The sequence below is a fragment of the Pseudomonas sp. p50(2008) genome (genome assembly GCF_015351605.1).
Classification (GTDB): Bacteria; Pseudomonadota; Gammaproteobacteria; order Pseudomonadales; family Pseudomonadaceae; genus Aquipseudomonas.
In genome coordinates, this window is the sequence record NZ_JACMYF010000009.1 from 287,291 (window position 1) to 310,315 (window position 23,025).

The following is a 23,025-nucleotide window of genomic DNA, read 5'->3' on the forward strand; positions in this document are numbered from 1 at the left end:
GCGACCCAAAGTCTCGGAAGTTCCGATAATACCACCAAACGAGGTTTATCGGAACCGGCCGCGTATGGCTCTATCCTCGTTTTTTAGGACGGATCATGTCGCTCAGGAAAGAGGTTGCAGGTGCGATCAGGGCAATCCGTACTACAAGAGGATTGGATTACGGAGACCTAGCTGAGGTCAGTGTTAAAGCCAATATTGGTAAATTGGAACAAGGCAACAGCAGCATTACGCTAGAGAAGCTGATTGAGCTGTCCGAAGCGCTTCAGTTTGATCCTGTCGCCCTGCTTGCCATCTGCTTGGCCATACATAAAGAGGAACCCTATGCGCACACGCTTACCCGCGCTCGGGATCAGCTGGACGCATTCGAGGCAGAAGGCGGGGTAGAGCTTTTACGTAGACAGCTTGTTGGCAAAGAATTGCTTCAGCGTCCTCGTGGGAAGCCCAGGAACATGAAAAATGCGGAGGCAGTCAAGGAGTTGCAGGCTGCAGGGTTTAGCCAGGCAGAGGTGATGGAGAAGCTGGGGCTGGCGAAGTCGACTGTGCATCGGTATTGGCAGTCGTAGGAATCAAAGAGTCCCATAACCATGGTTGACAGAAGACGGTCAATGTAAACCTATTCTAGCCCGGATTTACTGGGTTTCAGCAGTACGGGCGATATAGGGTTTGGCGTGAGGACTCAAAAAAAGGAGCTTGGTGGGAGCCAAGGTTTACATTTATCTGAAAATCGGCTCGATAAGGAGGCTGTTTACTTTTTTCAAGAGAACAGGTGCTAGGGTGAAATGCGAAACAGTGCTTTTCGATCATATTTACCCAATCTGCTTGGCTTCCAGGGGAAGTAGTTCTGCCTTAGCTTAGAAACCAACCGGTTTACCTCCCTCCACCCTCCAAAACAAATTATTAGTAAAGCGGTCACACAACACCACCGCGCCACGTGCCAACGCTGGACGTATCACCTCAGCCAGATGCTGGGCTCGCGCGGCGAACACCAGCAGCAACTCTGTATCCGGGTGCATGACTTCGTCGACCGGCGCCAGCAACACGTCGCGGATTCGTTCAGCCAGCGGTGTGCCGCCCGGCTCGCGGGTCAGTAAGACCTCGATGCCGGCGGCGCGCAAGCGCTCGGCCAGGTATTCACGATTCGTGCTTTTACCAGCGCCTTCGGGGCCTTCCAGGGTGATAAACAAGCCAGTCACAGGCAGTCCTTAATCAGTGTCATTGCGGGCTTTGCGGCGCAGCTGCATCCGGCTCGGAAGCGGGAGCAGGTACCGGTTCATCCGGTTCTACCTGCTGTGGCGCTTCTGGCGGCAATGCCTCGGGATCGGGATTGGGTGAAGCGGCGGGGATCGGAGCTTCACCCGCTGGCGTTTCAGCACTCTGCGCTTCTGGCTCTGAAGCTGGCGCCGGACTTGAACGGTAATCTGCGCGGCGCTTGATCTGGAACTCACGCACCGCGGTGTTGTGCGCATCCAGATCGTCAGAGAACACATGGCTGCCATCGCCACGCGCAACGAAATACAGACTGTTGCCGGCCACCGGATTCAACGCCGCATGGATCGCTTCGCGTCCGACCATTGCAATCGGAGTCGGCGGCAGACCCGAGATCACGTACGTATTGTAAGGCGTCGCTTCCTTGAGATGGGCGCGGGTCAACTTGCCACTGTAGCGGTCGCCAAGCCCGTAGATCACCGTCGGGTCGGTCTGCAACAGCATGCCCATGGCCATGCGCCGGACAAATACGCCGGCGATCTGCCCGCGCTCTTGTGGCACGCCGGTTTCCTTTTCCACCAGGGAGGCCATGATCAGCGCCTGATAAGGTTCGGTGTAAGGCACGTCAGCGGCGCGCTGCTCCCACTCCTTGGCGAGCACTTCGTCCAGGCGTTCATAGGCCGTCTTCAGCAGCTCGGCGTCGGACATTCCTCGAACGAAACGATAGGTATCAGGGAAAAAGCGCCCTTCCGGAAAGATCCCGGCGTGGCCGAGTTTTTCCATCACCTGGGCGTCGCTCAAACCATCGAGGGTCTGCTCGAGTTTTTCATCCTTGGCCAATGCCGCGCGAACCTGATGGAAGTTCCAGCCTTCAACCAGCGTCACGCTGTACTGAACAACTTCGCCGCGCTTCCACAGGTCGATCAACCCTTCTACGGTCATGCCGGGCAACATGCGGTATTCGCCACTGTGCAGGGGTTGCCGAGCGAGATTGAAGCGCCAATAGACACGAAGCCAGAACGCGTCTTTGATAACGCCATCGGCTTCGAGTCGGTAGAGGGTACGGGTAGGTGTCGTGCCTTTTGGCACTTCCAGCATTTCTTCCTGGGTGATGTTCAGCGGCTGTTCCAGCGCCGAATGGATTTTCCAGGCAGAAGCGCCCAACAGCAGCCCTGCCAGAACCAATCCGGTTTCCAGCAGTAGCAAGAATTTACGTCTCACGAATCAAGCATCCAGTAGCGCGCGGGCAATGGTTTGGAGTTTACGGGTGAGCGGCCCAACCGGCCAGCTCAGTGCAGCGTAGGCACACACCGGCCAAATGCCATAAACGCTGTTGCAAACAAAGACTTCGTCAGCCCATTGCAGCTGTTCGAGGGTGATATCGGTGACTTGCGTAGGCATCCCCAATGACTCGGCTTGAAACAATAATTCGGCACGCATCACGCCGGCGACACCACAACGCTTGAGATCGGCGGTAATCAGTACACCATCACGCACCAGGAACAGGTTGCTGAACACACCCTCGATGACACGTCCGGCATGATCGAGCATCAGGCCTTCGGCATGCCCGGCGTCTTGCCATTCGGAGCGCGCAATCACCTGCTCAAGGCGATTCAGGTGCTTGAGACCGGCGAGCAAAGGTTGTCTGGAGAGGCGAGTCACACAAGGGAATAGACGAATGCCCTGCTCGGCATTGTCGATCGGATAAGCTGGCGCAGCGCTGCCTTGCAGAATGCGTCGGCCTTGGGCCTGGGGATCAGCGGCATAACCGCGCAAACCGTCGCCCCGGGTGAGGATAAGCTTGAGCACGCCCTCGCCCAGCATCGCGGCAAAGGCCACCAGCTCCTCGCGAACCAGATCATGGTCGGTAGCGATGCGCAGACGCGAACAACCGTCCATCAGGCGCGACAGATGCCGATCCAGTAACAGAGGTTGTCCGCGTCGCACGGCAATGGTCTCAAACAGACCATCGCCGTAAGCCAGGCCGCGATCCTTCAGCGACAGAGCGTCAGCCGGCTGACCGTCGACCCAGCTGTCCATCATTCAGCGAACCGGCGGAACACCAGCGAGCCGTTGGTACCGCCAAACCCGAAGGAGTTGGACAGGACAACATCGATATCCATATTGCGCGCCGTGTGCGGCACAAAATCGAGGTCGCAACCTTCGTCCGGCTCATCGAGGTTGATGGTCGGCGGCGCTACCTGGCTGTTGATTGCCAGGACGCTGAAGATCGCCTCGACCGCACCCGCGGCGCCCAACAGGTGACCTGTCATGGACTTGGTCGAACTGACGGCCAGCTTGTAGGCGTGATCGCCGAACACCGACTTGATGGCACAAGCTTCCGCCAGGTCACCGGCCGAGGTCGAGGTACCATGGGCGTTGATGTACTGAACCTGATCGCCATTGATCTTGGCATCGCGCAGCGCATTGGTGATGCAACGGGCAGCACCCGCGCCGTCAGCCGGTGGCGACGTCATGTGGTAGGCATCGCCACTGGTGCCGAAACCGATCAGCTCGGCGTAGATCGTCGCACCACGGGCCTTGGCGTGTTCCAGTTCTTCCAGAACCAGAGCACCGGCACCGTCAGACAGCACGAAGCCGTCACGGCCCTTGTCCCACGGACGGCTGGCACGGGTCGGCTCGTCGTTGCGAGTCGACAGCGCACGAGAGGCACCGAAACCGCCCATGCCCAGACCGCACGCGGCCATCTCGGCGCCGCCGGCAATCATCACATCAGCTTCGTCGTACATGATGTTGCGCGCCGCCATGCCAATACAGTGAGTACCGGTGGTACAGGCCGTGGCAATGGCGTAGTTAGGCCCCTGTGCTCCAAGGTGGATGGACAGGAAGCCGGAAATCATATTGATGATCGAGCCAGGCACGAAAAACGGAGAAATCCGTCGCGGGCCGGAATCATGCAGTGTGCGGCTGGTTTCTTCGATGTTGGTCAGGCCGCCAATACCCGAACCCATGGCTACGCCGATGCGTTCACGATTGGCATCAGTCACTTCCAGGCCGGCGTTGCGTACCGCCTGAAACCCTGCAGCCAGGCCGTATTGAATGAACAGGTCGAGCTTGCGCGCTTCCTTGACCGAAAGGTATTCCTCGACATTGAAGCCCTTTACCGAGCCGCCAAAACGGGTGGAATAGGCAGAAAGGTCGGTGTGTTCGATCAGACCAATGCCACTGCGGCCAGCCAGAATGCCCTGCCAACTGCTCGGCACATCCGTGCCCAGTGGCGACAACATACCCATACCGGTGACTACGACGCGTCTACGCGACACAGCACTCTCCTTTTTCAAATGACGACTTTGCATGAGGCCTAAAGAAAAAACCGCACGCCATGATGGCAGTGCGGTTTTTCCATGACAGCAAGCAACGATTACAAACTATTACGCCTGGTGGCTAGTAACGTAGTCGATTGCAGCTTGTACGGTAGTGATCTTCTCAGCTTCTTCGTCAGGGATTTCGGTCTCGAATTCCTCTTCCAGAGCCATCACCAGCTCAACGGTGTCAAGGGAGTCGGCACCCAGGTCTTCAACGAAGGAAGCAGTGTTGACCACTTCTTCTTCTTTAACGCCCAGTTGCTCAGCAACGATTTTCTTGACGCGCTCTTCGATGGTGCTCATACCTTGTTTTCACTCCTAATGGACAAATTCAGGCAGCTGGCCAGTGGGTAAGTGTATAGAAAGACTTTTCAGTTTTTCAACTGAAAGCTTCACTCCTCAAACCCGGTAGCCCTCTGCCTATAAATAGATTGCAGCTTTATAACGGATTTTAGACAGCTCGTATGACATTTTTTTGAAGCAACCCGTCACATTTAACTCATGTACATCCCGCCGTTCACCGGGATTGTAGCCCCAGTAACGTAAGCCGCACCGTCGGATGCAAGAAAAGCGACCACAGACGCGATCTCTTGTGCTTGCCCCAGACGGCCCAGCGGAATTTGTGTTACCAGGCTTTCACGCTGTGCCTCGGGCAGTTCGCGCGTCATATCGGTGTCGATGAACCCAGGGGCCACCGAGTTTACCGTAATCGAACGCGAACCGACCTCACGGGCCAGTGCACGGCTGAAACCTTCCAGACCGGCCTTGGCTGCGGCGTAGTTTACTTGGCCTGCGTTGCCCATGGCACCCACAACCGAGCCAATACTGATAATTCGTCCCCAACGGGCCTTGGTCATACCACGCAAAACACCCTTGGACAGGCGGAACAGACTGTTCAGGTTGGTATCGACGACGTCATGCCATTCGTCATCTTTCATGCGCATCATCAAATTATCGCGGGTGATACCGGCATTATTGACCAGGATCGCCGGCGCACCGAATTGCGCCTGAATGCTTGCCAACACTGCCGCGACAGATTCGTCGCTCGTGACATTGAGCTCCAGACCAGTGCCTTGAACACCGTTTTCTTTCAGGGTAGCGGCAATGCGTTCAGCACCCGACGCGGAGGTCGCGGTGCCAACAACGATGGCGCCCTGACGACCCAGTTCCAGGGCGATAGCCTGGCCGATACCGCGGCTTGCGCCGGTGACCAATGCAACTTTACCTTGCAGACTCATGCAAGTTTCTCCTGATTCAGGCCAGCGCTGCACGGGCGGCAGCGAAAGCATCTGGGGTATTGAGGTTGGATGTCGACACGCCTTCTGCGCAACGCTTGTTCAGACCGGCCAGCACTTTGCCAGGCCCGCATTCGACCAGCTGGGTTGCGCCTTGGGCGGCGAGTGCCTGGACCGATTCGACCCAGCGCACAGGCTTGTAGAGTTGCTCAAGCAGATCGCGCTTCAGTGTTTCCAGATCGGCCGGGACGCTGGCGCTGACGTTCTGAACCACAGGAATCTGGGGCGCTTGCCAGTCGATCGCTGCGATCGACTCGGCGAAACGTTCGGCTGCCGGACGCATCAACTCGCAATGGGACGGCACACTGACCGGCAATGGCATGGCGCGCTTGGCACCACGCGCCTTGCATCCTTCAATGGCACGCTCAACCGCCGCCTTGGCGCCCGCGATGACCACTTGGCCAGGGGAGTTGAAGTTGACCGCGCTGACTACGTCGCCTTGCGCCGCTTCGGCACAGGCCGCCAGTACATCGGCATCTTCCAGACCAAGGATCGCAGCCATGCCGCCCTGCCCGGCCGGAACGGCTTCCTGCATCAGCTTGCCACGGGTTTCGACCAGTTTGACCGCATCACCGAGGCTCAGGCTGCCGGCCGCCACCAAGGCGCTGTATTCGCCAAGGCTGTGACCGGCCACATAAGCCGGACGCGCGCCGCCTTCTGCCAGCCAGAGACGCCACAAGGCGATCGAGGCGGTCAGGATGGCCGGCTGGGTTTTATCAGTTTGATTGAGTTGCTCTTCCGGCCCTTGTTGGGTCAGCGCCCAGAGGTCGTAACCCAGAGCATCGGAAGCTTCTTTGAATGTTTCAAGGACAACTGGATGTTGTGCGCCCAACTCGGCCAGCATGCCGAGGGACTGCGAACCCTGTCCTGGAAAGACGAATGCGAGGGAAGCAGACATGTAACAAGCCCCTAATGATCTTGTCGTCGAAGAATTGACGTCCCGCCAGGGGGACGCAAGAAACTGACAGTTGGATGGCCAATTGAACTGAGCGGTCACATTTAAGCATTGTCCGACGAAAACGCCTAAAGCAACAAATCCTCCAGACGACCGTGTATGCGTTCAGGGAGATTTTCCTGGATTTCAATCAGCGCTCGGGAAATCGCACTTTGAAAACCTTGAACCCCCGCCGACCCATGGCTTTTCACCACGATTCCCTGCAGCCCCAGAAAACTGGCACCGTTATGTCGCGCCGGAGCCAGGTCGGCCTGCAGGCGCCTCATCAGGGGCAACGCCAGTGCGCCGACCATTCGTGACGCGATATTTTTCTTGAACAGGGCTTCGATGCGCCCAGAAATCATGGTCGCGAGGCCTTCGCTCGACTTGAGCAGGATATTGCCGACAAATCCGTCACACACGACCACATCCGCTTCGCCACGGTACAAGCCGTCACCCTCGATAAAGCCGATGTAGTTGATGCCACGGGCAGCCTGCAGCAAGGTCGCTGCCAGCTTGACCTGCTGATTGCCCTTGATGTCCTCGGTGCCGATGTTCAACAGCGCAACACGTGGACGAACAATACCCAGGGCTTGCGCCGCAACCGACCCCATCACAGCGAACTGCAACAGATGCTCGGCGCTGCAATCGACGTTAGCCCCCAGATCGAGCAACTGGCAATAACCTTTCTGCGTTGGAATTGCCGCCACCATCGCCGGTCGATCGATACCCGGCAACGTTTTCAGCACAAAGCGCGACAACGCCATCAGCGCACCGGTATTACCCGCACTGACGCAAGCCTGCACCTTGCCATCCCGCAACAGTTCCAGCGCCACGCGCATCGACGAGTCCGGCTTGCCGCGCAACGCCTGGGCGGGCTTCTCGTCCATGGTGATGACTTCGGAGGCCGGTGTAATTGACAGGCGCGCGCGATCCACAGCCGAATGACCGGAGAGCAACTCTTCTAAGAGGGAGGGTTGACCGACGAGGGTCAGGTGCAGCGAGGGTGTAGCAGACAGGCAAGCAAGGCTGGCCTGAACAATGCTGCGGGGACCGAAGTCCCCGCCCATTGCGTCAATCGCGATGACTTGAGCAGACAAGTGATTACTCGTCAGCGCCCTTGTCGATCACTTTACGGCCACGGTATACGCCTTCTGGCGATACGTGGTGACGCAGGTGAATTTCACCGGTGGTTTTTTCTACAGACAGAGTGCTTGCCGTCAGGGCATCGTGCGAACGACGCATGTCACGGGCAGAGCGGGATTTTTTGTTCTGCTGAACAGCCATAATTGATTAACTCCTAAACGTTTGGGTCACGCTTTAACTGCGCCAATACACTGAACGGGTTGGACCGCGTTACCTCGTCCTCGCTCGGTTCGGGCTCATCGAGACCCGCCGGCTGCTGGCATTCTTCCGGATGATGAGCAGGCACAATGGGCAAGGCGAGCAAAAGCTCCTCCTCGATCAGTGACTGCAGATCCAATGGATCTTCGCCCAGTTCCAGCACGTCATAACCTTTCGGCAACGACTGGGTATTCGCACCCTCCTTCACCACAGCATAACTGCATTCGCTATGGATCGGCAGGGTGACCAGCTCAAGACAACGCTGGCAAACCATTTTGACCTCGGTGTCGATAAAGCTGTGAATTACCACAGATTTACGTTCATCTCGTTCAAAAACGAATTTAGCCTGCACCGTACCGACAGTATCGGAAAGCGGGTCGCAGAGTCTCTCCAAATCGGCCAGCAGCAGTTCACCTTGAAGGGTGGTGCCACGGTCAGCCAATTTGCGCGGGTCAACGTGAGGTGGAATCGGGTCATTCAACATAGGCGCAGCATTATAGGGATGCACCCAGCCATGTCAAAGGAAATTCAGCCCTGTCCGTCACTTGGAAGCCTCGCTAGAATTCGCGCCTGACTTTTGGAGTTGCGCATGCTGCCTTTATTACTCGCTTCCAGCTCGGTTTATCGCCGGGAATTGCTGACCCGCTTACAGCTGCCCTTCACCTGCAGCTCGCCGGATATCGACGAAAGCCATCGTTCGGGTGAGTCCGCCATAGCGCTGGTGAAGCGACTCGCCACGGAGAAAGCCCAGGCACTTGCGCAGAGCCATCCCGCTCATCTGATTATCGGCTCCGACCAGGTAGCCGTCCTCGGCGAACACATTATCGGCAAGCCCCATAGCTTTGATAAGGCCCGGGAACAACTGCTGGCCTGCAGCGGTAAAAGCGTGACCTTCCTGACGGGCGTGGCCCTGCTCAACAGTCAAACCGGGGTTTGCCAGGTCGACTGCGTGCCTTTCACCGTCCACATGCGCACACTCGACAGCGAACGCGTCGAGCGTTATCTGCACGCCGAGCAGCCCTACGACTGCGCTGGCAGCTTCAAAGCGGAAGGACTGGGGGTGAGCCTGTTCAGAAGCACTGAAGGCCCGGACGCCACCAGCCTGATCGGCCTGCCACTGATTCGCCTGATCGACATGCTGCTCGCTGAAAGCGTGCAGATTCCCTGACTTAAAAAAACCGGCCACTTGGGCCGGTTTTTTTATGCACTCAAACAATCAGCGCAGCGTAGGACCCTGGAAACCCATCCACATCGCCAATTGCTCAGCCACGCTGGCACCGAGCTTTTTCGAGAAGCGATCGAACGGTGATTCCTGAACGGTAAAGTCGACCAGTTCTTTCTCACCGATCACATCACGCGCAACCGAACTGGCGCTGCCCAGACCATCAATCAAGCCGAGCGGCAAAGCCTGCTCACCAGACCAGACCAATCCGGAGAACAACTCCGGATGCTCCTTGTCTTTCAGACGATCGCCCCGCCCCTTCTTCACGCTACCAATGAATTGCTGGTGCGTCGTATCAAGCACACCCTGCCAGAATTGAGTTTCCTCAGGCTTCTGCGGCTGGAACGGATCAAGGAAAGATTTGTGCTCGCCGGACGTGTAGGTACGCCGCTCGACACCCAGCTTCTCCATGGTGCCGACAAAGCCATACCCGGCCGCCGTAACACCAATGGAGCCCACCAGACTCGCCTTGTCGGCATAAATCTGATCCGCAGCACTGGCGATGTAATACGCACCAGAAGCGCCAAGATCGGATATCACCGCGTAAACCTTGGTGTCCGGATGCAGCGCGCGCAAACGACCGATCTCGTCATAGACGTAACCCGACTGCACCGGACTGCCACCCGGGCTGTTGATTCGCAGGATCACACCCTTGACCTTTTCATCCTCGAAGGCTGCACGCAGACTGCCCACGATGTTGTCGGCGCTGGCGGGCTCCTTGTCGGCGATCACGCCGGTCACGTCGATCAGCGCGGTGTAATGGGAACCGCGCGTCGCGCTTTTTTCCATGTCCATCAGCGGCGTAAACAGAATCAACGCGCCAAACAGATACACGAAGGTCAGCAGCTTGAAGAAAATCCCCCAGCGACGGGACCGACGCTGCTCCTGGACACTTGCCAGCAGGGTCTTTTCCAGCAGCTTCCAGCTTTTTTCGTCACCGCTCTCTGCGCTCGACTTTTCGGGCGCTTTCCATTCGTCGGTCATGACCACTACCCCAGCAAAAAACTATTAAGCCTGCTGATTCAGCCAGGCATGCAATTGTGAAAAACGGTCAATCGCCAGTCTCGGCTCAAACACTTTCAGCGCTTCGATCGATTGAGCGCCATAGCTGACCGCCACCGAATCCATGCCGGCGTTACGCGCCATTTGCAGATCAAAGGACGAATCGCCGACCATCAGCGCTTGCTCTGGACGAACCTCGCAATGCGCGAGAATCTGTTCGAGCATCAGCGGATGGGGCTTGCTGGCGGTTTCGTCGGCCGCGCGGGTGATATCGAAATAATCCTCCCAACCGTGAGCCTTCAGCACCCGATCCAGCCCGCGACGGGCTTTTCCGGTGGCGACCGCGAGGCGATAGCCCTGGGCGCGAAACGCCTCCATCGACTCGACCACACCCTCGAACAACGGCGACGGCACGGCCTCCGCCGCAATATAGTGATCCGCATAATGCTCGCGGAACGCAATCAGCTCGGCGTCAGTAATGTCGGGGTACAGGGTGCGAATCGCTTCAGGCAACCCGAGGCCGATGATGCCCTTGACGGCAAAATCATCGCGCAACTCGAACCGGGACCGCTCGGACGCCACATGCATCGCTTCGACAATCCGACCAATGGAGTCAGCGAGAGTGCCATCCCAATCAAATATCAGCAGCTTGTAATCAGAGGGGTGCACTCAGGCGCTCCACGGTCTTGGCCCACATTTCATCCACCGGCGCCTGCAGCTTCAGCTCACCGCCATCTGGAAGCGGTACTGTCAGCATGTAGGCGTGCAGGAAGAGTCGCTTGCCGCCCAGATCACGAATTTCCTTGCTGAAATCGTCATCGCCGTACTTGGTGTCGCCGGCGATGCAATGCCCGGCGTGCAAGGTGTGGACGCGGATCTGGTGAGTGCGGCCGGTGATTGGCTTGGCTTCGATCATGGTGGCAAAGTCGCCGAAACGACGCAGGACCTTGAACACGGTCACCGACTCCTTGCCCTCCTCCTCGTCGACCTCGACCATGCGCTCGCCGGAACGCAGATTGCTCTTGCCCAGCGACGCACGGACCTGCTTGATCGAGGCGGCCCAGTTACCGCGGACCAGCGCCATATAGCGCTTATCGACGCCATCACCGCGCAACGCCGTGTGCAAGTGACGCAGCATGCTGCGCTTCTTGGCGATCATCAGCAGTCCCGAGGTATCACGATCGAGCCGGTGAACCAGCTCAAGCTCCTTGCAATCGGGACGCAACTGACGAAAGGCTTCGATCACGCCGTAATTCAGACCGCTGCCACCGTGAACGGCAATGCCGGCGGGCTTGTTGATCACGATCAGCGCCTTGTCCTCGAACACGATCGAGGCTTCGAGACGCTGGAGCAGGCCTTGTGCCAGCGGCACCGGCTCATCGCGCTCAGGCACGCGAACGGGCGGAACGCGCACGATGTCACCCGCCTGCAGCTTGTATTCGGGCTTGATCCGACCTTTGTTCACCCGCACTTCGCCCTTGCGCAAAATGCGATAAATCAAGGTCTTGGGCACGCCTTTGAGCCGAGCGAGAAGGAAGTTATCAATACGTTGGCCGGCATATTCCGGCGAGACCTCCAGCAGTTGTACGGCTGGGGTCGAAGGGGCAGTAGTCGTCATGCCGCGGATGATAACAATTTTTATGGAATTGAAGCACTTAATCATTACTGCTATAGTCGCGAACGCCGCCAAAAGCGGCCTGGACAGTGGACCAACGGTCAAAAACCGGCCCTGACCAACGCAATTCACCAGGACGCGAGGCCGTCCTACGGAGCTTTCGCTACGTAACGGTGGAGTTTGCAGGTGTAACGAGCGCAGGTGACATGAGGCCTGAATCAAGCCGCAAAGCCGAGTTTTCACTCCCCCTTGCGAGCCAATATTCATGGCCAGTTCACAAAGTGCAGTCAGCTGCGAATGACCCCGAGCGAACGCTTCGGAAACACCGCCTAAATTAGCCATGATGCGTGACCTCCCCTTTTGGAGCTCACGGTAAATGCCAACCCGCTGCGGATTCTGCGCGCGGCAGCACCCGAATTATCAGGGATACGTGTAGGGTGGAGATGCACAACCGCTGGACTGTGTAGCAATAGGCTTTATCAAGACGCTTCATCTCGTCCACAGCCACTGGTTGATTCCTCCTCCTGACTGAGTGCTTAAGTAGCCACAGCAAGCAGGACGCGTACGTCGCGACATCGGCCCAATTGGCCGGGTTCGCTAGACACTGGAGTGTCCAACCACTCCTGACGCACCTGACACCGACCGTGAGAAGTCGTGTGTGCCGAACGCCGTTTCCGGCAGCCCGGAAACCGACGGTACTACATGAAAAGAATGCTGATTAACGCAACTCAACCCGAAGAGTTGCGTGTTGCACTGGTAGATGGCCAACGCCTCTACGACCTGGACATCGAATCCGGTGCACGCGAGCAGAAGAAGGCCAACATCTATAAAGGCCGGATTACTCGCATCGAACCAAGCCTTGAGGCTGCCTTTGTCGATTTCGGCTCCGAGCGCCACGGCTTCCTGCCCCTTAAAGAAATCTCCCGCGAATACTTCAAGAAAGCCCCGGAAGGTCGCGTCAACATCAAGGACGTCCTGAGCGAAGGCCAGGAAGTCATCGTTCAGGTCGAAAAAGAAGAACGCGGCAACAAGGGCGCTGCCCTGACCACGTTCATCAGCCTGGCCGGTCGTTACCTGGTGCTGATGCCGAACAACCCGCGTGCCGGTGGTATCTCCCGCCGCATCGAAGGTGAAGAGCGCAACGAACTGCGTGAAGCCCTGAACGGCCTGGTTGCCCCGGCTGACATGGGACTGATCGTTCGCACTGCCGGCCTGGGCCGCAGCAGCGAAGAAATGCAGTGGGACCTCGATTACCTGCTGCAACTCTGGACCGCCATCAAAGAAGCCTCGCTGGATCGCTCCGCGCCTTTCCTGATCTATCAGGAAAGCAACGTGATCATCCGCGCGATCCGCGATTACCTGCGCCAGGACATCGGCGAAGTGCTGATCGACAGCGTTGAAGCCCAGGACGAAGCCCTGACCTTTATCCGCCAGGTGATGCCGCAGTACGCCAGCAAGATCAAGCTGTACGAAGATAGCGTTCCACTGTTCAACCGCTTCCAGATCGAAAGCCAGATCGAGACCGCTTTTCAGCGCGTCGTTGAACTGCCTTCCGGCGGCTCCATCGTTATCGATCCGACCGAAGCCCTGGTGTCCATCGACATCAACTCGGCGCGCGCCACCAAAGGCAGCGACATCGAAGAAACCGCCCTGCAGACCAACCTTGAAGCCGCTGAAGAAATCGCCCGTCAGTTGCGCCTGCGCGACATCGGCGGCCTGATCGTCATCGACTTCATCGACATGACCCCTGCCAAGAACCAGCGCGCCGTGGAAGAGAAAGTCCGCGAATGCCTGGAAGCCGACCGTGCACGCGTGCAAGTCGGTCGCATCTCGCGCTTCGGCCTGCTGGAAATGTCCCGTCAGCGCCTGCGTCCGTCCCTGGGCGAAAGCAGCGGCATCGTCTGCCCGCGTTGCAACGGCACCGGCATCATCCGTGACGTTGAATCGCTGTCCCTGGCGATCCTGCGCCTGATTGAAGAAGAAGCCCTGAAAGACCGTACCGCCGAAGTTCGTGCACAAGTGCCGATCCCGGTGGCTGCTTTCCTGCTTAACGAAAAACGCAACTCGATCACCAAGATCGAACTGCGCACCCGCGCCCGCATTGTCATCCTGCCGAACGATCACCTCGAAACGCCGCACTTCGAAGTTCAGCGTTTGCGCGATGACAGCCCGGAAGCCGCAGTAGGCCAGTCCAGCTATGAAATCGCTGCTGCCGCTGCCGAAGTCGAAGAAGTCCAGCCAGCCGCTGCGACCCGCACCCTGGTTCGCCAGGAAGCCGCGGTCAAGACTGCGCCGGCCCGCGCCAACGCTCCGGTCCCGACCGAAGTCGTCGCCGCACCGGTTGCGGCACCGGCCGCCGTGCCTGAGCCAAGTCTGTTCAAAGGCCTGGTGAAGTCGCTGGTGAGCCTGTTCGCCACCAAGGAAGAGCCTGCTGCACCGGTCGTGGTTGAAAAGCCAGCCACCACCGAGCGTCCAGCCCGCAACGAAGAACGTCGCAATGGTCGCCAGCAAAGCCGCAACCGTAACGGTCGCCGCGATGAAGAGCGCAAGCCTCGCGAAGAACGTGCACCGCGTGAAGAACGCGCACCACGTGAACCGCGCGAAGAGCGTCAACCACGCGAAGCCCGTGAAGAAACTCCAGCCGTAGCCCGTGAAGAACGTGCTCCACGCGCGCCTCGTGAAGAACGTGCACCGCGCGCTCCTCGTGAAGACCGCAAGCCACGTGGTGATCGCGAAGAACGTCCGGTTCGTGAACTGCGCGAGCCGCTGGATGCCGCACCTGTTGCTGCAGCCGCCGCCACTGCCACTGCCATCGCTGAAGAGCGTCCGGCACGTCAGCCACGCGAAGAGCGCGCTCCACGCCCACCGCGTGAAGAACGCCAGCCGCGTGCCGAGCAAGCGGTTGCTGCGGTCGCTGAAGAAGAGCTGCTGTCCAACGAAGAGCAATTGCAGGAAGACGGTCAGGAAGGCGCCGAAGGCGATCGTCCACGCCGCCGCTCCCGTGGTCAGCGTCGTCGCAGCAATCGTCGTGAGCGTCAACGCGATGCCAACGGCAATGTGATCGAAGGTTCGGAAGAATCCGAGTCCGCCGAAGGTAACGAGGGTGCCGAAGGCCGCGAAGCGCCAAGCACTGACGAACTGGCCGCAGGCCTGGCTGTTACTGCAGCCGTTGCCAGCACCGTGATCAGCGCTCCAGCTGAAGCACAAGCCAACGAGCAGGCCGAACGCGCTACCGCCGCGACGCTGGAAACTGCTCCAGTGGAAGCGCCAGTGGTTGAAGCGACTACTCCGGTAGAAGCAACTTCCGCTCCGGAAATCGAAGTGGCTCCAGTGGTTGAAGCACAGCCTCAGGTCGAAGCGTTCGCTGATCCTGTCGTCGTCGCCCAGACACCGGCAGTGGTTGCAGAGCCAGTCGTCGAAACCGTCACTGAGACAGTGACCGAATCGGTGCGTGAAGCTCGCGAAGAACAAACCGCGTTCAACTGGGTTGCCGAACCAGTCGCTGCTGAAGCGCCTGCACCTGTGGCAGAAACCGTGGTTTCCGAGCCAGTAGTCGCTGCAGCAGAGCCTGCACCGGTCGTTGAAGCGCCAGTGGTTGCCGAAGTGGCCGCACCGGTGGTCGAGGCGGCTCCTGTCAGCGCCTTGACCGAAAATGGTCGCGCACCAAACGACCCGCGTGAAGTGCGTCGTCGCAAGCGTGAAGCCGAGCGTCTGCAGAAGGAAGCCGAGTTGGCTGCCGCTGCTGCCCCGGCTGCGGTAGAGGAAACTCCGGTTGTTGCTGAAGTCACCGAGGCTGCTGCCCCGGTTGCTGAAGTTGCCGCTGAACCAGCTGACACCGCATTCAACGAAGCTCCGCGCTCCGTTCAACAAGCGGTAGAGCAACACGAGGCCCTGGAAAAAGAGCACGAGCCTAAACCACTCGTCTGATTCCATCAGCCACTAAAAAGCCCCGCCTGGTTATCCAGTGCGGGGCTTTTTTATGGCATTTGATACATCGCGCGATCCATTGGATACGCACTACACCTACTTGAAGAACAACGCCTCAGGCACATCCACATCCCACAGCACCCCGGGATCCTCCACCGACACTTCAACTACTCGCGCCTGGGAAAACAGCGGCTTGGCACCACGATCACCTGCCAATGCCAACAACCCTGGACCGAAGGAGCCCGCAAAACCTACTGGATGGCCATATTCACCGTCCTGCACCGGCACGCTGATAGTGTCATCAACCATACCCGCCAGTACCCGCTCAATGCTCGATGGGAGGATAAACGGCATATCCCCCAACACAATCAACCACCCGCCTTGCTGCGGACACGCCGCGACCCCCGCCGCGATGCTATCCCCCATCCCGGTCGATTCGATCAGCACAATTTCAAACCCATACGCCTGGGCCATGCGAATGACCTGTGGGCGATCCGCGGTGGTCACCAGCACGCGCTTCTCCAGTGATTCAGGCACATTCAGCAGCACATGCTCAATCACCGAACGAACGGCGCCGTCGCGCCCGGTACAGTCCGCCAGCAACTTGTCGGAGCCGGCACCTGCCAACTGTTGAAACCGACTGCCCTGCCCTGCCGCCAGCACGACAACGCCGATGGGTTCACTCATACATCCTCCGCCAGCAACTTCTTCTGCTTGAGCTCGACACCGTTCTTGATCGCGACAATCTCGGCCATCAGCGACAAAGCGATTTCCGCGGGCGAGTGACTGCCGATGTGCAGACCGATCGGACCATGCAGCCGCGCGATGGCCTCTGATGACAAGCCTAGCTGAGCCAGATTGTCACGGCGCTTCAGGCTGTTGACCCGGGAACCCAGCGCCCCCACATAAAACGCTTTCGAGTCGAGGGCCGTGAGCAGCGCCATGTCGTCCAGACGAGGATCGTGGGTCAGCGCAACAATGGCCGTGCGTTCATCCGTCTGGATGTTCAACACGGCCTCGTCCGGCATCCCCGAGACAAACCGCCCGTGCTGCTCCTCCCAACCGTAGACAAATTCGCTGCGCGGATCGCAGATCAGCACTTCGAAATCCAGCAACCGCGCCATTTCAGCGACATACCGGGACAGTTGGCCGGCCCCGATCAGCAACAAACGCCAGCGCGGACCGTAAATGGCCCGCAGCGTCGTCCCGTCGAATGTCAGAACGTCCGTTTTGTCAGCTGCCTCCAGAACGACTTCCCCGGTGTCGACACTGAGCGTGCGCGCCACAATCTCATGGGCTTCACAGCGTGCCAGCAGCTGCGCCACCCATGTCGGATCACCAACATGCTCCTGCGTCAGACGCAAGGTGCCGCCACAGGGCAAACCAAAGCGCGCCGCCTCCTCGCGGGTGACGCCGTAGGTGATCAACTGCACTGGCGGCCCCTCTGCCGGGATGCGGCCGTCGTGCAAGCGGGCAATCAGGTCATCTTCAACACAACCTCCGGACACCGACCCCATCACCACGCCGTCTTCACGCAAGGCCAGCATGGCGCCCGGCGACCTGGGTGCTGTGCCCCAGGTCTGGACCACGCTGAACAACACCACCCGCTGACCGGCGCGACGCCATTCGAGCACGCTGCGCAACACGTTCAGGTCGACGCTGTCCATCAGGCTTCAGCCTTCTGCCAGCCTTGCAGCTGATAACGCACGGGAAGGTTGCGAATACGCTTGCCGGTAGCCGCAAAGATCGCATTGCACAGTGCCGGCGCAATCGGCGGCACGCCAGGTTCGCCAACACCACCAAGCGGCACGTCACCCGGAGGCGTGACCAGATGCACGGCGACTTCTTTCGGTGCCAGGGACATGCGCGCCACTTCATACATGTGGAAGTTGTCTTGCTGGACCTTGCCGTCCTTGAAGCTGATTTCACCCAGAACCGCGTTACCCAACCCCATGACGCAGGCGCCTTCGAACTGCGACCGGATACGTTCCGGGTTGATCTGCGGACCGCAATCCACCGCAATGTCGGCCTTGTGCACGATCAGCGTCCCATCGTCTTTGACTTCGACTTCGATCACCGCCGCCACATAGGTCACGAAACTGTAGTGCACCGCCAAACCCAGCCCTCGGCCCTTCGGCATTTCACGGCCCCAGCCGGCAGCCTTGGCGGCGGTCTCCAGAACGGTGCGCATCCTTGCGGTATCGATTGGATAACGCTCGGGGGATTCGCCGTAGTTCCACTCTTCACTCAAGGTGCGTGGATCGATCTGCCGATCCGGGCCAAGCAGTTTTATCTGGTACTTGAGCGGGTCCTGACCGGCCTTGTGCGCCAGTTCATCGACAAAACTCTGAATGGCAAAGCCGTGAGGAATGTTCGAGACCGAGCGATACCAACCCACCCGCGTATGGACCATCGCTTCCGGGTTTTCCAGACGAACGTTAGGAATCGCGTACGCCATGTTGGTAAAGCCCATGCCCAACTCGAACGCCGCTTCGTGGTTCATGCCTGGCGCAAACAGCGCGGTGATGCTGGGGGCGACGGTGCGGTGCAACCAGCCGGACGGCAGACCGTCAGCATTCAGGCTGGCCTTCAGGTACTCAGCCGACACGGTGTGGAAATAGGAGCAATGGATGTCGTCTTCACGGGTCCATTGCACGCGCACCGCCTTGCCGGGGAATTCCTTGGCGAGGATGGCGGCTTCGATGACGAAATCCGGTTTGGACTTACGACCAAAACCACCGCCCAGCAGGGTGACGTTGACCGTCACATTATCGAACGGTATGCCGAGGCGTTCGCCAATGCGCTCCCGAGTGACCTGGGGCGCCTGGCTTGGCGCCCAGGCTTGGCAAACACCGTCCTTGAATCGGGCGATGGCAACCATTGGCTCCATGGGCGATTGCGCCAGGTGCGGCAGATAGTAGGACGCCTCCAAGGTGCTGTCGGCCTTGCCCATGGCTTCGTCGATGCTGCCCGTGTTGCGCACGACTTTACCGGGCTTGAGCGACGCGGCTTCCAGTTCCTTGCGGTAAGCGATCGAGTCGTAACTGGCATTCGGGCCATCGTCCCACTCGATCTCCAGCGCCTCGCGCCCCTTGATCGCCGCCCAGGTATTGCTGGCCACGACTGCCACACCCCCCAACGGCTGAAATTCCGACGGCAGCGGACGGCCTTCGATCTGGATGACCTTGATCACCCCGGGGACTTTCATCGCCGCGATGGAGTTGACGGATTTGACCTTGCCGCCATACACCGCTGGCCGTGCAATCGTCGCGTAGAGCATGCCGTCGAAGTGCACATCGGCACCGTAGATGGCGCGACCATTGACGATGTCGGCACCGTCGATCGCCTTTACACCTTCCTTGCCGATGTAACGAAACTCCGAAGGTTGCTTGAGCCTCAGGCTGTCCCGAGCGGGCACCGCCAATGCACTGGCAGCGACCGCCAGGGCGCCGTAACCCAGCTCCCGGCCGGTCGGTTTGTGAAAGACTTTGTGCAACTGCGCACGGCATTCGCCAACCGGTACCTTCCACTGCTCGGCAGCGGCCTGTTCCAGCATGGTTCGAGCGGCGGCACCACAACGGCGCATGGGCTCGTACCAGTGACGCATGCTGCGTGAACCGTCAGTGTCCTGGTTACCGAAACGGACTTCGTCTCCCGGCGCCTGCTGGACCTTGACCATCGCCCAGTCGGCATCCAGCTCGTCAGCCACCACCATGCTCAAACTGGTGCGCACGCCCTGGCCCATTTCTGAACGGTTGCACACCACGGTCACGGTGCCATCAGCCGCGATGCTGACGTACACCTTGGGGTCGTCGATCCAGCCGTTGGGCATGCCGTCGGCGCCAAACAGCTTCACTTTTTCGTCTGCTAAGGCGTCCTGCCAGCCCCAGCTAGCCGCCAGCACCAGCGCGCTGGTGGCACCGACACCTTTGAGGAAGCCGCGACGGCTGAGGTTGCTGAGATTACTCAGCGCGAAATCATTTGGAAGCTGGCTCATGCCTTGGCCTCCTTCAAGTGCGTGGAGGCCTGGCGGATAGCCGTCTTGATGCGGTTGTAAGTGCCGCAGCGGCAAATATTGCCCACCATCGCCTCTTCGATCTGTTCCTCGCTGGGGTCTGGATGGACCTTGAGCAGCGCTGTCGCCGACATGATCTGTCCACCCTGGCAGAAACCGCACTGAGCTACGGCGGTATCCAGCCAGGCTTGCTGAACGACTTGCCCGACCGGATCAGCGTGAAGGTTATCGATAGTGCTGACGTTCTGGCCGATCACAGACCCGATTGGCGTGATGCAGCTGCGCGCCGGGGCGCCATCGATATGAATGGTGCAGGCGCCACACAAGCCCATGCCGCAGCCGAATTTGGTGCCGTTGTATCCGGCCACGTCACGAATGGCCCAGAGCAGCGGCATATCCTCGGTGACGTCGAGTGGTAGGTCTTGGCCATTAAGCTTCAGGGTAATCATGGGCACGCCCGCATTGTTGCTTCGGTTATGGGGTCGAGCAATCTGCCGCCGGGGGATGGCGGTGGGTTCACGCAGATCGACTCAGGCTAATGTGGCTCTCTTATGCAGATAACAGCGTCTGCATCGGGCCTTTGGTGGTGCAAATACTTGCATCGTTAGCTGGCTAAGTTAACCCAGTATTAACAAAAAAGCCCTGCACATTGATCAGTGTGCAGGGCTTTGGGATGGGTCTTGAAAGCGTAGCCTCAATACCGATTGGGCTCCATTTCCAGCTCGACATGGAATCGTTCCAATATGTCTTTCTGGATGCGTTGCGCCAGGGCCAGCAACTGCAGGCCGGTGGCATCGCCGTAGTTGACCAGCACCAGCGCCTGCAACTTATGCACGCCGGCATCGGCCTCGCGAAACCCTTTCCACCCTGCTCGCTCGATCAACCAGCCCGCAGCGAGTTTCATTTGCCCGTCCGGTTGCGCGTAGGCCACCAGGTCCGGGTACTCGCCTTTGAGCCGGGTAACCAGAGCCGCTGGCACCAGCGGGTTTTTGAAGAAACTGCCCGCATTACCGAGTACCGCCGGGTCCGGAAGTTTCTCGCTGCGGATGCTGCAGATTGCCTGACTGACATCGGTGGCGGTCGGGTGGTCGATGCCTTGTTCAGTCAAGCGTTGACGCACCGGCCCGTATTCCAGGTGCAGGTCTTCGGTACGGTTCAGTGTGAAACGCACTCGCAGGATCAGCCAGCGGCCCGGTTCCTGTTTGAACACGCTGTCGCGGTAAGCGAAATTGCATTCAGCCAAGCTGAAGTCGCGCAATTCGCCAGTCTGTCGATCAAGTGCCGTGAGCCCGGCAAACACATCCTTGATCTCCACACCGTAGGCGCCGATGTTCTGCATCGGTGCCGCGCCCACCGTGCCCGGAATCAGGCTGAGGTTTTCCAGTCCCGACAGACCTTGAGCCAGGGTGGACTGCACAAAGGGATGCCAAGGCTCGCCAGCCTCGGCTTCAATCACGACCTGACGCCCGTCATCGCTCAGCACACGAATCCCGCGAGTGGCCATGCGCAAAACCAGTGACTGGATATCCGCCGTCAGCAGCAAGTTGCTGCCTCCACCGATCACCAATAACGGCACGTCATGCTCGGCGGCATACGCCAGGGCTTCGCGCACGTCGGCATCGCTGTGGGCTTCGGCAAACAAGCGGGCCTGAACATCCACACCAAAACTGTTGAACGGCTTGAGCGACACCTGGGGCCGTATTTGCAAACTCATAACCGCCCCTTCAATTCGATCACCAGCAAATCACTGGCGCGCTCGATCAGCTCCAGCACCTGCTCGAACCCTTGGTCACCGTCGTAGTACGGGTCTGGCACTTCATCGATTTCGCTCTGGTAGCGACGCAGGAACAGGTCCAGTTCGGCCTTGCCCTTGGCGGGTTGCAGCGCCTTGAGGTTGCGCAGGTTGCTGTTGTCCATCGCCAGAATCAGGTCGTACATGGCGAAATCAGCGCGGCTCACCTGCTGGGCACGCTGGGCCGACAGGTCGTAACCACGCAGCTTGGCCGCCGCTTGGCTGCGCTTGTCCGGCGCCTTGCCGACATGCCAGTCGCCGGTACCGGCGGACGCAACTTCCACCTGACCGGCCAACCCGGCCTCACGCAATTTATGCCGTAGCACGCCTTCCGCGGTGGGCGAGCGGCAGATATTTCCCAGACAGACGAACAAAACCCGCATCAAGCCTCCAGCAGGCGACGAACGCGTTCAAGGTCTTCTGCGGTATCCACGCCGGTCGGCGGGGCGATCAACGCGTCGGCCACATGAATCCGCACGCCGTGCCACAGGGCACGCAGCTGCTCAAGGGATTCGGTGTTTTCCAGCCAGCACGGGCCCCAGCTGACGAAGTCATGCAGGAAACCGGCGCGGTAAGCATAAATACCAATGTGCCGGCGATACGGTACGCCTTCCGGCAACTGCTCACGACTCTTGGCGAAAGCATCCCGTGCCCACGGCAACGTCGCACGGCTGAAGGTCAACGCCAGGCCATTGATATCACTGACGACCTTGACGACATTGGGATTGAACAGTGTTTCAACGTCTTCGATCGGCTCGGCCAGGGTGGCCATGCGCGCCTCGGTATGCGCGGCGAGGTTGGCGGCAACCTGATCGATCACACTCGGAGGGATCAGCGGCTCGTCACCTTGCACGTTGACCACAATAGCGTCCGGGGCCAGGCCCAGTTTCGTGGCAACTTCCGCCAGGCGGTCAGTGCCCGAGTTATGGTCTTCACGGGTCAGCACCACTTGCGCGCCAAAACCCTTGCAGGCCTCGACGATGCGCGGGTCGTCAGTGGCAACCACCACACGCTCGGCGCTGCTTTTGCTGGCCTGTTCCCAGACATGCTGGATCATCGGTTTGCCGGCGATCAACAGCAGGGGCTTGCCGGGTAAACGGGTCGAAGCGAAACGCGATGGAATGACAACGGTAAAGGCTGTGGTCATTTATCCAGACGCTCATCAGTGGTCAGGGTGCGGGCTTCGGTTTCGAGCATGACCGGAATGCCGTCACGAATCGGGTACGCGAGACCCGCGCCCTTGCTGATCAGCTCGGTTTTGTCGGCGCTGAGCTTGAGCGGGCCTTTGCAGACCGGGCAAGCGAGGATGTCGAGCAATTTGGTGTCCATGAGCATTCCCTGGATAAG

The 23,025-nt window shown here is 59.2% G+C and carries 23 protein-coding genes and 1 pseudogene; 3 read left to right on the top strand and 21 right to left on the bottom strand.

Annotated features, from left to right (window positions below):
* The first annotated feature begins 95 nt into the window (after window positions 1–95).
* On the top strand, window positions 96–563 hold the full coding sequence (locus H7698_RS24825) for a helix-turn-helix domain-containing protein (RefSeq protein ID WP_194693088.1): 468 nt from the start codon (window positions 96–98) through the stop codon (window positions 561–563).
* Between the two features lie 303 nt (window positions 564–866).
* Here H7698_RS24825 and tmk read toward each other — a convergent pair.
* The 10 genes and pseudogenes from tmk to H7698_RS24875 all read right to left on the bottom strand — a co-directional run.
* Window positions 867–1,193, bottom strand: a pseudogene (tmk, locus tag H7698_RS24830) (dTMP kinase); the annotation flags it as partial.
* Between the two features lie 19 nt (window positions 1,194–1,212).
* Complete coding sequence (mltG, locus tag H7698_RS24835) at window positions 1,213–2,427, bottom strand: endolytic transglycosylase MltG (protein ID WP_194693090.1); 1,215 nt, start codon at window positions 2,425–2,427, stop codon at window positions 1,213–1,215.
* A gap of 3 nt (window positions 2,428–2,430) precedes the next feature.
* The gene (pabC, locus tag H7698_RS24840; protein WP_194693151.1) at window positions 2,431–3,246 is read right to left on the bottom strand and encodes an aminodeoxychorismate lyase; all 816 of its coding nucleotides are present in this window, start codon (window positions 3,244–3,246) and stop codon (window positions 2,431–2,433) included.
* Window positions 3,246–4,490 carry a beta-ketoacyl-ACP synthase II gene (gene fabF / locus H7698_RS24845; protein WP_162436428.1) on the bottom strand — a complete coding sequence of 415 codons (1,245 nt, stop codon included), beginning with the start codon at window positions 4,488–4,490 and terminating at the stop codon, window positions 3,246–3,248. The genes pabC and fabF overlap by 1 nt, the downstream gene beginning before the upstream one ends.
* Before the next feature lie 108 nt (window positions 4,491–4,598).
* Window positions 4,599–4,835: an acyl carrier protein gene (gene acpP / locus H7698_RS24850; RefSeq protein WP_003175607.1), complete on the bottom strand. Its 237-nt coding sequence runs from the start codon at window positions 4,833–4,835 to the stop codon at window positions 4,599–4,601.
* 191 nt (window positions 4,836–5,026) lie between these two features.
* Window positions 5,027–5,770 carry a 3-oxoacyl-ACP reductase FabG gene (fabG, locus tag H7698_RS24855; RefSeq protein ID WP_162436429.1) on the bottom strand — a complete coding sequence of 248 codons (744 nt, stop codon included), beginning with the start codon at window positions 5,768–5,770 and terminating at the stop codon, window positions 5,027–5,029.
* A 16-nt stretch (window positions 5,771–5,786) separates the two neighbouring features.
* Window positions 5,787–6,725, bottom strand: coding sequence for an ACP S-malonyltransferase (gene fabD, locus H7698_RS24860; RefSeq protein ID WP_194693091.1), 939 nt, complete (start codon window positions 6,723–6,725; stop codon window positions 5,787–5,789).
* Window positions 6,726–6,850: 125 nt separating this feature from the next.
* Window positions 6,851–7,861, bottom strand: a complete 1,011-nt coding sequence (gene plsX / locus H7698_RS24865) for a phosphate acyltransferase PlsX (protein ID WP_162436431.1) — start codon at window positions 7,859–7,861, stop codon at window positions 6,851–6,853.
* Between the two features lie 4 nt (window positions 7,862–7,865).
* Window positions 7,866–8,048 (bottom strand): 50S ribosomal protein L32, encoded by a 183-nt coding sequence (gene rpmF / locus H7698_RS24870; protein WP_008152339.1) that lies wholly within the window; start codon window positions 8,046–8,048, stop codon window positions 7,866–7,868.
* 13 nt (window positions 8,049–8,061) lie between these two features.
* Complete coding sequence (locus tag H7698_RS24875) at window positions 8,062–8,589, bottom strand: YceD family protein (protein ID WP_004371317.1); 528 nt, start codon at window positions 8,587–8,589, stop codon at window positions 8,062–8,064.
* A gap of 105 nt (window positions 8,590–8,694) precedes the next feature.
* Between H7698_RS24875 and H7698_RS24880 the strand changes: the two genes are divergently transcribed.
* The gene (locus H7698_RS24880; protein WP_194693092.1) at window positions 8,695–9,273 is read left to right on the top strand and encodes a Maf family protein; all 579 of its coding nucleotides are present in this window, start codon (window positions 8,695–8,697) and stop codon (window positions 9,271–9,273) included.
* 48 nt (window positions 9,274–9,321) lie between these two features.
* Here H7698_RS24880 and sppA read toward each other — a convergent pair whose 3' ends face one another.
* From sppA to rluC, 3 genes are read right to left on the bottom strand one after another with little or no spacing between them, the layout of a single operon-like run.
* Window positions 9,322–10,311, bottom strand: coding sequence for a signal peptide peptidase SppA (gene sppA / locus H7698_RS24885; RefSeq protein WP_194693093.1), 990 nt, complete (start codon window positions 10,309–10,311; stop codon window positions 9,322–9,324).
* 24 nt (window positions 10,312–10,335) lie between these two features.
* Entirely contained in the window at window positions 10,336–10,998 is a 663-nt protein-coding gene (locus tag H7698_RS24890; RefSeq protein ID WP_194693094.1) for an HAD-IA family hydrolase, read from the bottom strand.
* The gene (rluC, locus tag H7698_RS24895; RefSeq protein WP_162436435.1) at window positions 10,985–11,947 is read right to left on the bottom strand and encodes a 23S rRNA pseudouridine(955/2504/2580) synthase RluC; all 963 of its coding nucleotides are present in this window, start codon (window positions 11,945–11,947) and stop codon (window positions 10,985–10,987) included. The genes H7698_RS24890 and rluC overlap by 14 nt, the downstream gene beginning before the upstream one ends.
* Before the next feature lie 699 nt (window positions 11,948–12,646).
* On the opposite strand from rluC, the gene rne reads away from it, so the two are divergent.
* Window positions 12,647–15,871 (top strand): ribonuclease E, encoded by a 3,225-nt coding sequence (gene rne / locus H7698_RS24900; protein ID WP_194693095.1) that lies wholly within the window; start codon window positions 12,647–12,649, stop codon window positions 15,869–15,871.
* A gap of 96 nt (window positions 15,872–15,967) precedes the next feature.
* Here the strand turns inward: rne and H7698_RS24905 are convergent, their stop codons facing one another.
* From H7698_RS24905 to H7698_RS24940, 8 genes are all read right to left on the bottom strand, one after another.
* Entirely contained in the window at window positions 15,968–16,558 is a 591-nt protein-coding gene (locus tag H7698_RS24905) for a nucleotidyltransferase family protein (protein WP_194693096.1), read from the bottom strand.
* Window positions 16,555–17,538: an XdhC family protein gene (locus H7698_RS24910; RefSeq protein ID WP_194693097.1), complete on the bottom strand. Its 984-nt coding sequence runs from the start codon at window positions 17,536–17,538 to the stop codon at window positions 16,555–16,557. The genes H7698_RS24905 and H7698_RS24910 overlap by 4 nt, the downstream gene beginning before the upstream one ends.
* On the bottom strand, window positions 17,538–19,868 hold the full coding sequence (locus H7698_RS24915; protein ID WP_194693098.1) for a xanthine dehydrogenase family protein molybdopterin-binding subunit: 2,331 nt from the start codon (window positions 19,866–19,868) through the stop codon (window positions 17,538–17,540). Before H7698_RS24915 ends, H7698_RS24910 begins: the two co-directional genes overlap by 1 nt.
* Window positions 19,865–20,335, bottom strand: coding sequence for a (2Fe-2S)-binding protein (locus H7698_RS24920; protein WP_194693099.1), 471 nt, complete (start codon window positions 20,333–20,335; stop codon window positions 19,865–19,867). Before H7698_RS24920 ends, H7698_RS24915 begins: the two co-directional genes overlap by 4 nt.
* Before the next feature lie 245 nt (window positions 20,336–20,580).
* Complete coding sequence (murB, locus tag H7698_RS24925) at window positions 20,581–21,600, bottom strand: UDP-N-acetylmuramate dehydrogenase (protein WP_194693100.1); 1,020 nt, start codon at window positions 21,598–21,600, stop codon at window positions 20,581–20,583.
* On the bottom strand, window positions 21,597–22,061 hold the full coding sequence (locus H7698_RS24930) for a low molecular weight protein-tyrosine-phosphatase (RefSeq protein ID WP_194693101.1): 465 nt from the start codon (window positions 22,059–22,061) through the stop codon (window positions 21,597–21,599). Before H7698_RS24930 ends, murB begins: the two co-directional genes overlap by 4 nt.
* Window positions 22,061–22,825, bottom strand: a complete 765-nt coding sequence (kdsB, locus tag H7698_RS24935) for a 3-deoxy-manno-octulosonate cytidylyltransferase (RefSeq protein ID WP_194693102.1) — start codon at window positions 22,823–22,825, stop codon at window positions 22,061–22,063. The genes H7698_RS24930 and kdsB overlap by 1 nt, the downstream gene beginning before the upstream one ends.
* The gene (locus H7698_RS24940; protein WP_007945752.1) at window positions 22,822–23,007 is read right to left on the bottom strand and encodes a Trm112 family protein; all 186 of its coding nucleotides are present in this window, start codon (window positions 23,005–23,007) and stop codon (window positions 22,822–22,824) included. Before H7698_RS24940 ends, kdsB begins: the two co-directional genes overlap by 4 nt.
* Between the last annotated feature and the right edge of the window lie 18 nt (window positions 23,008–23,025).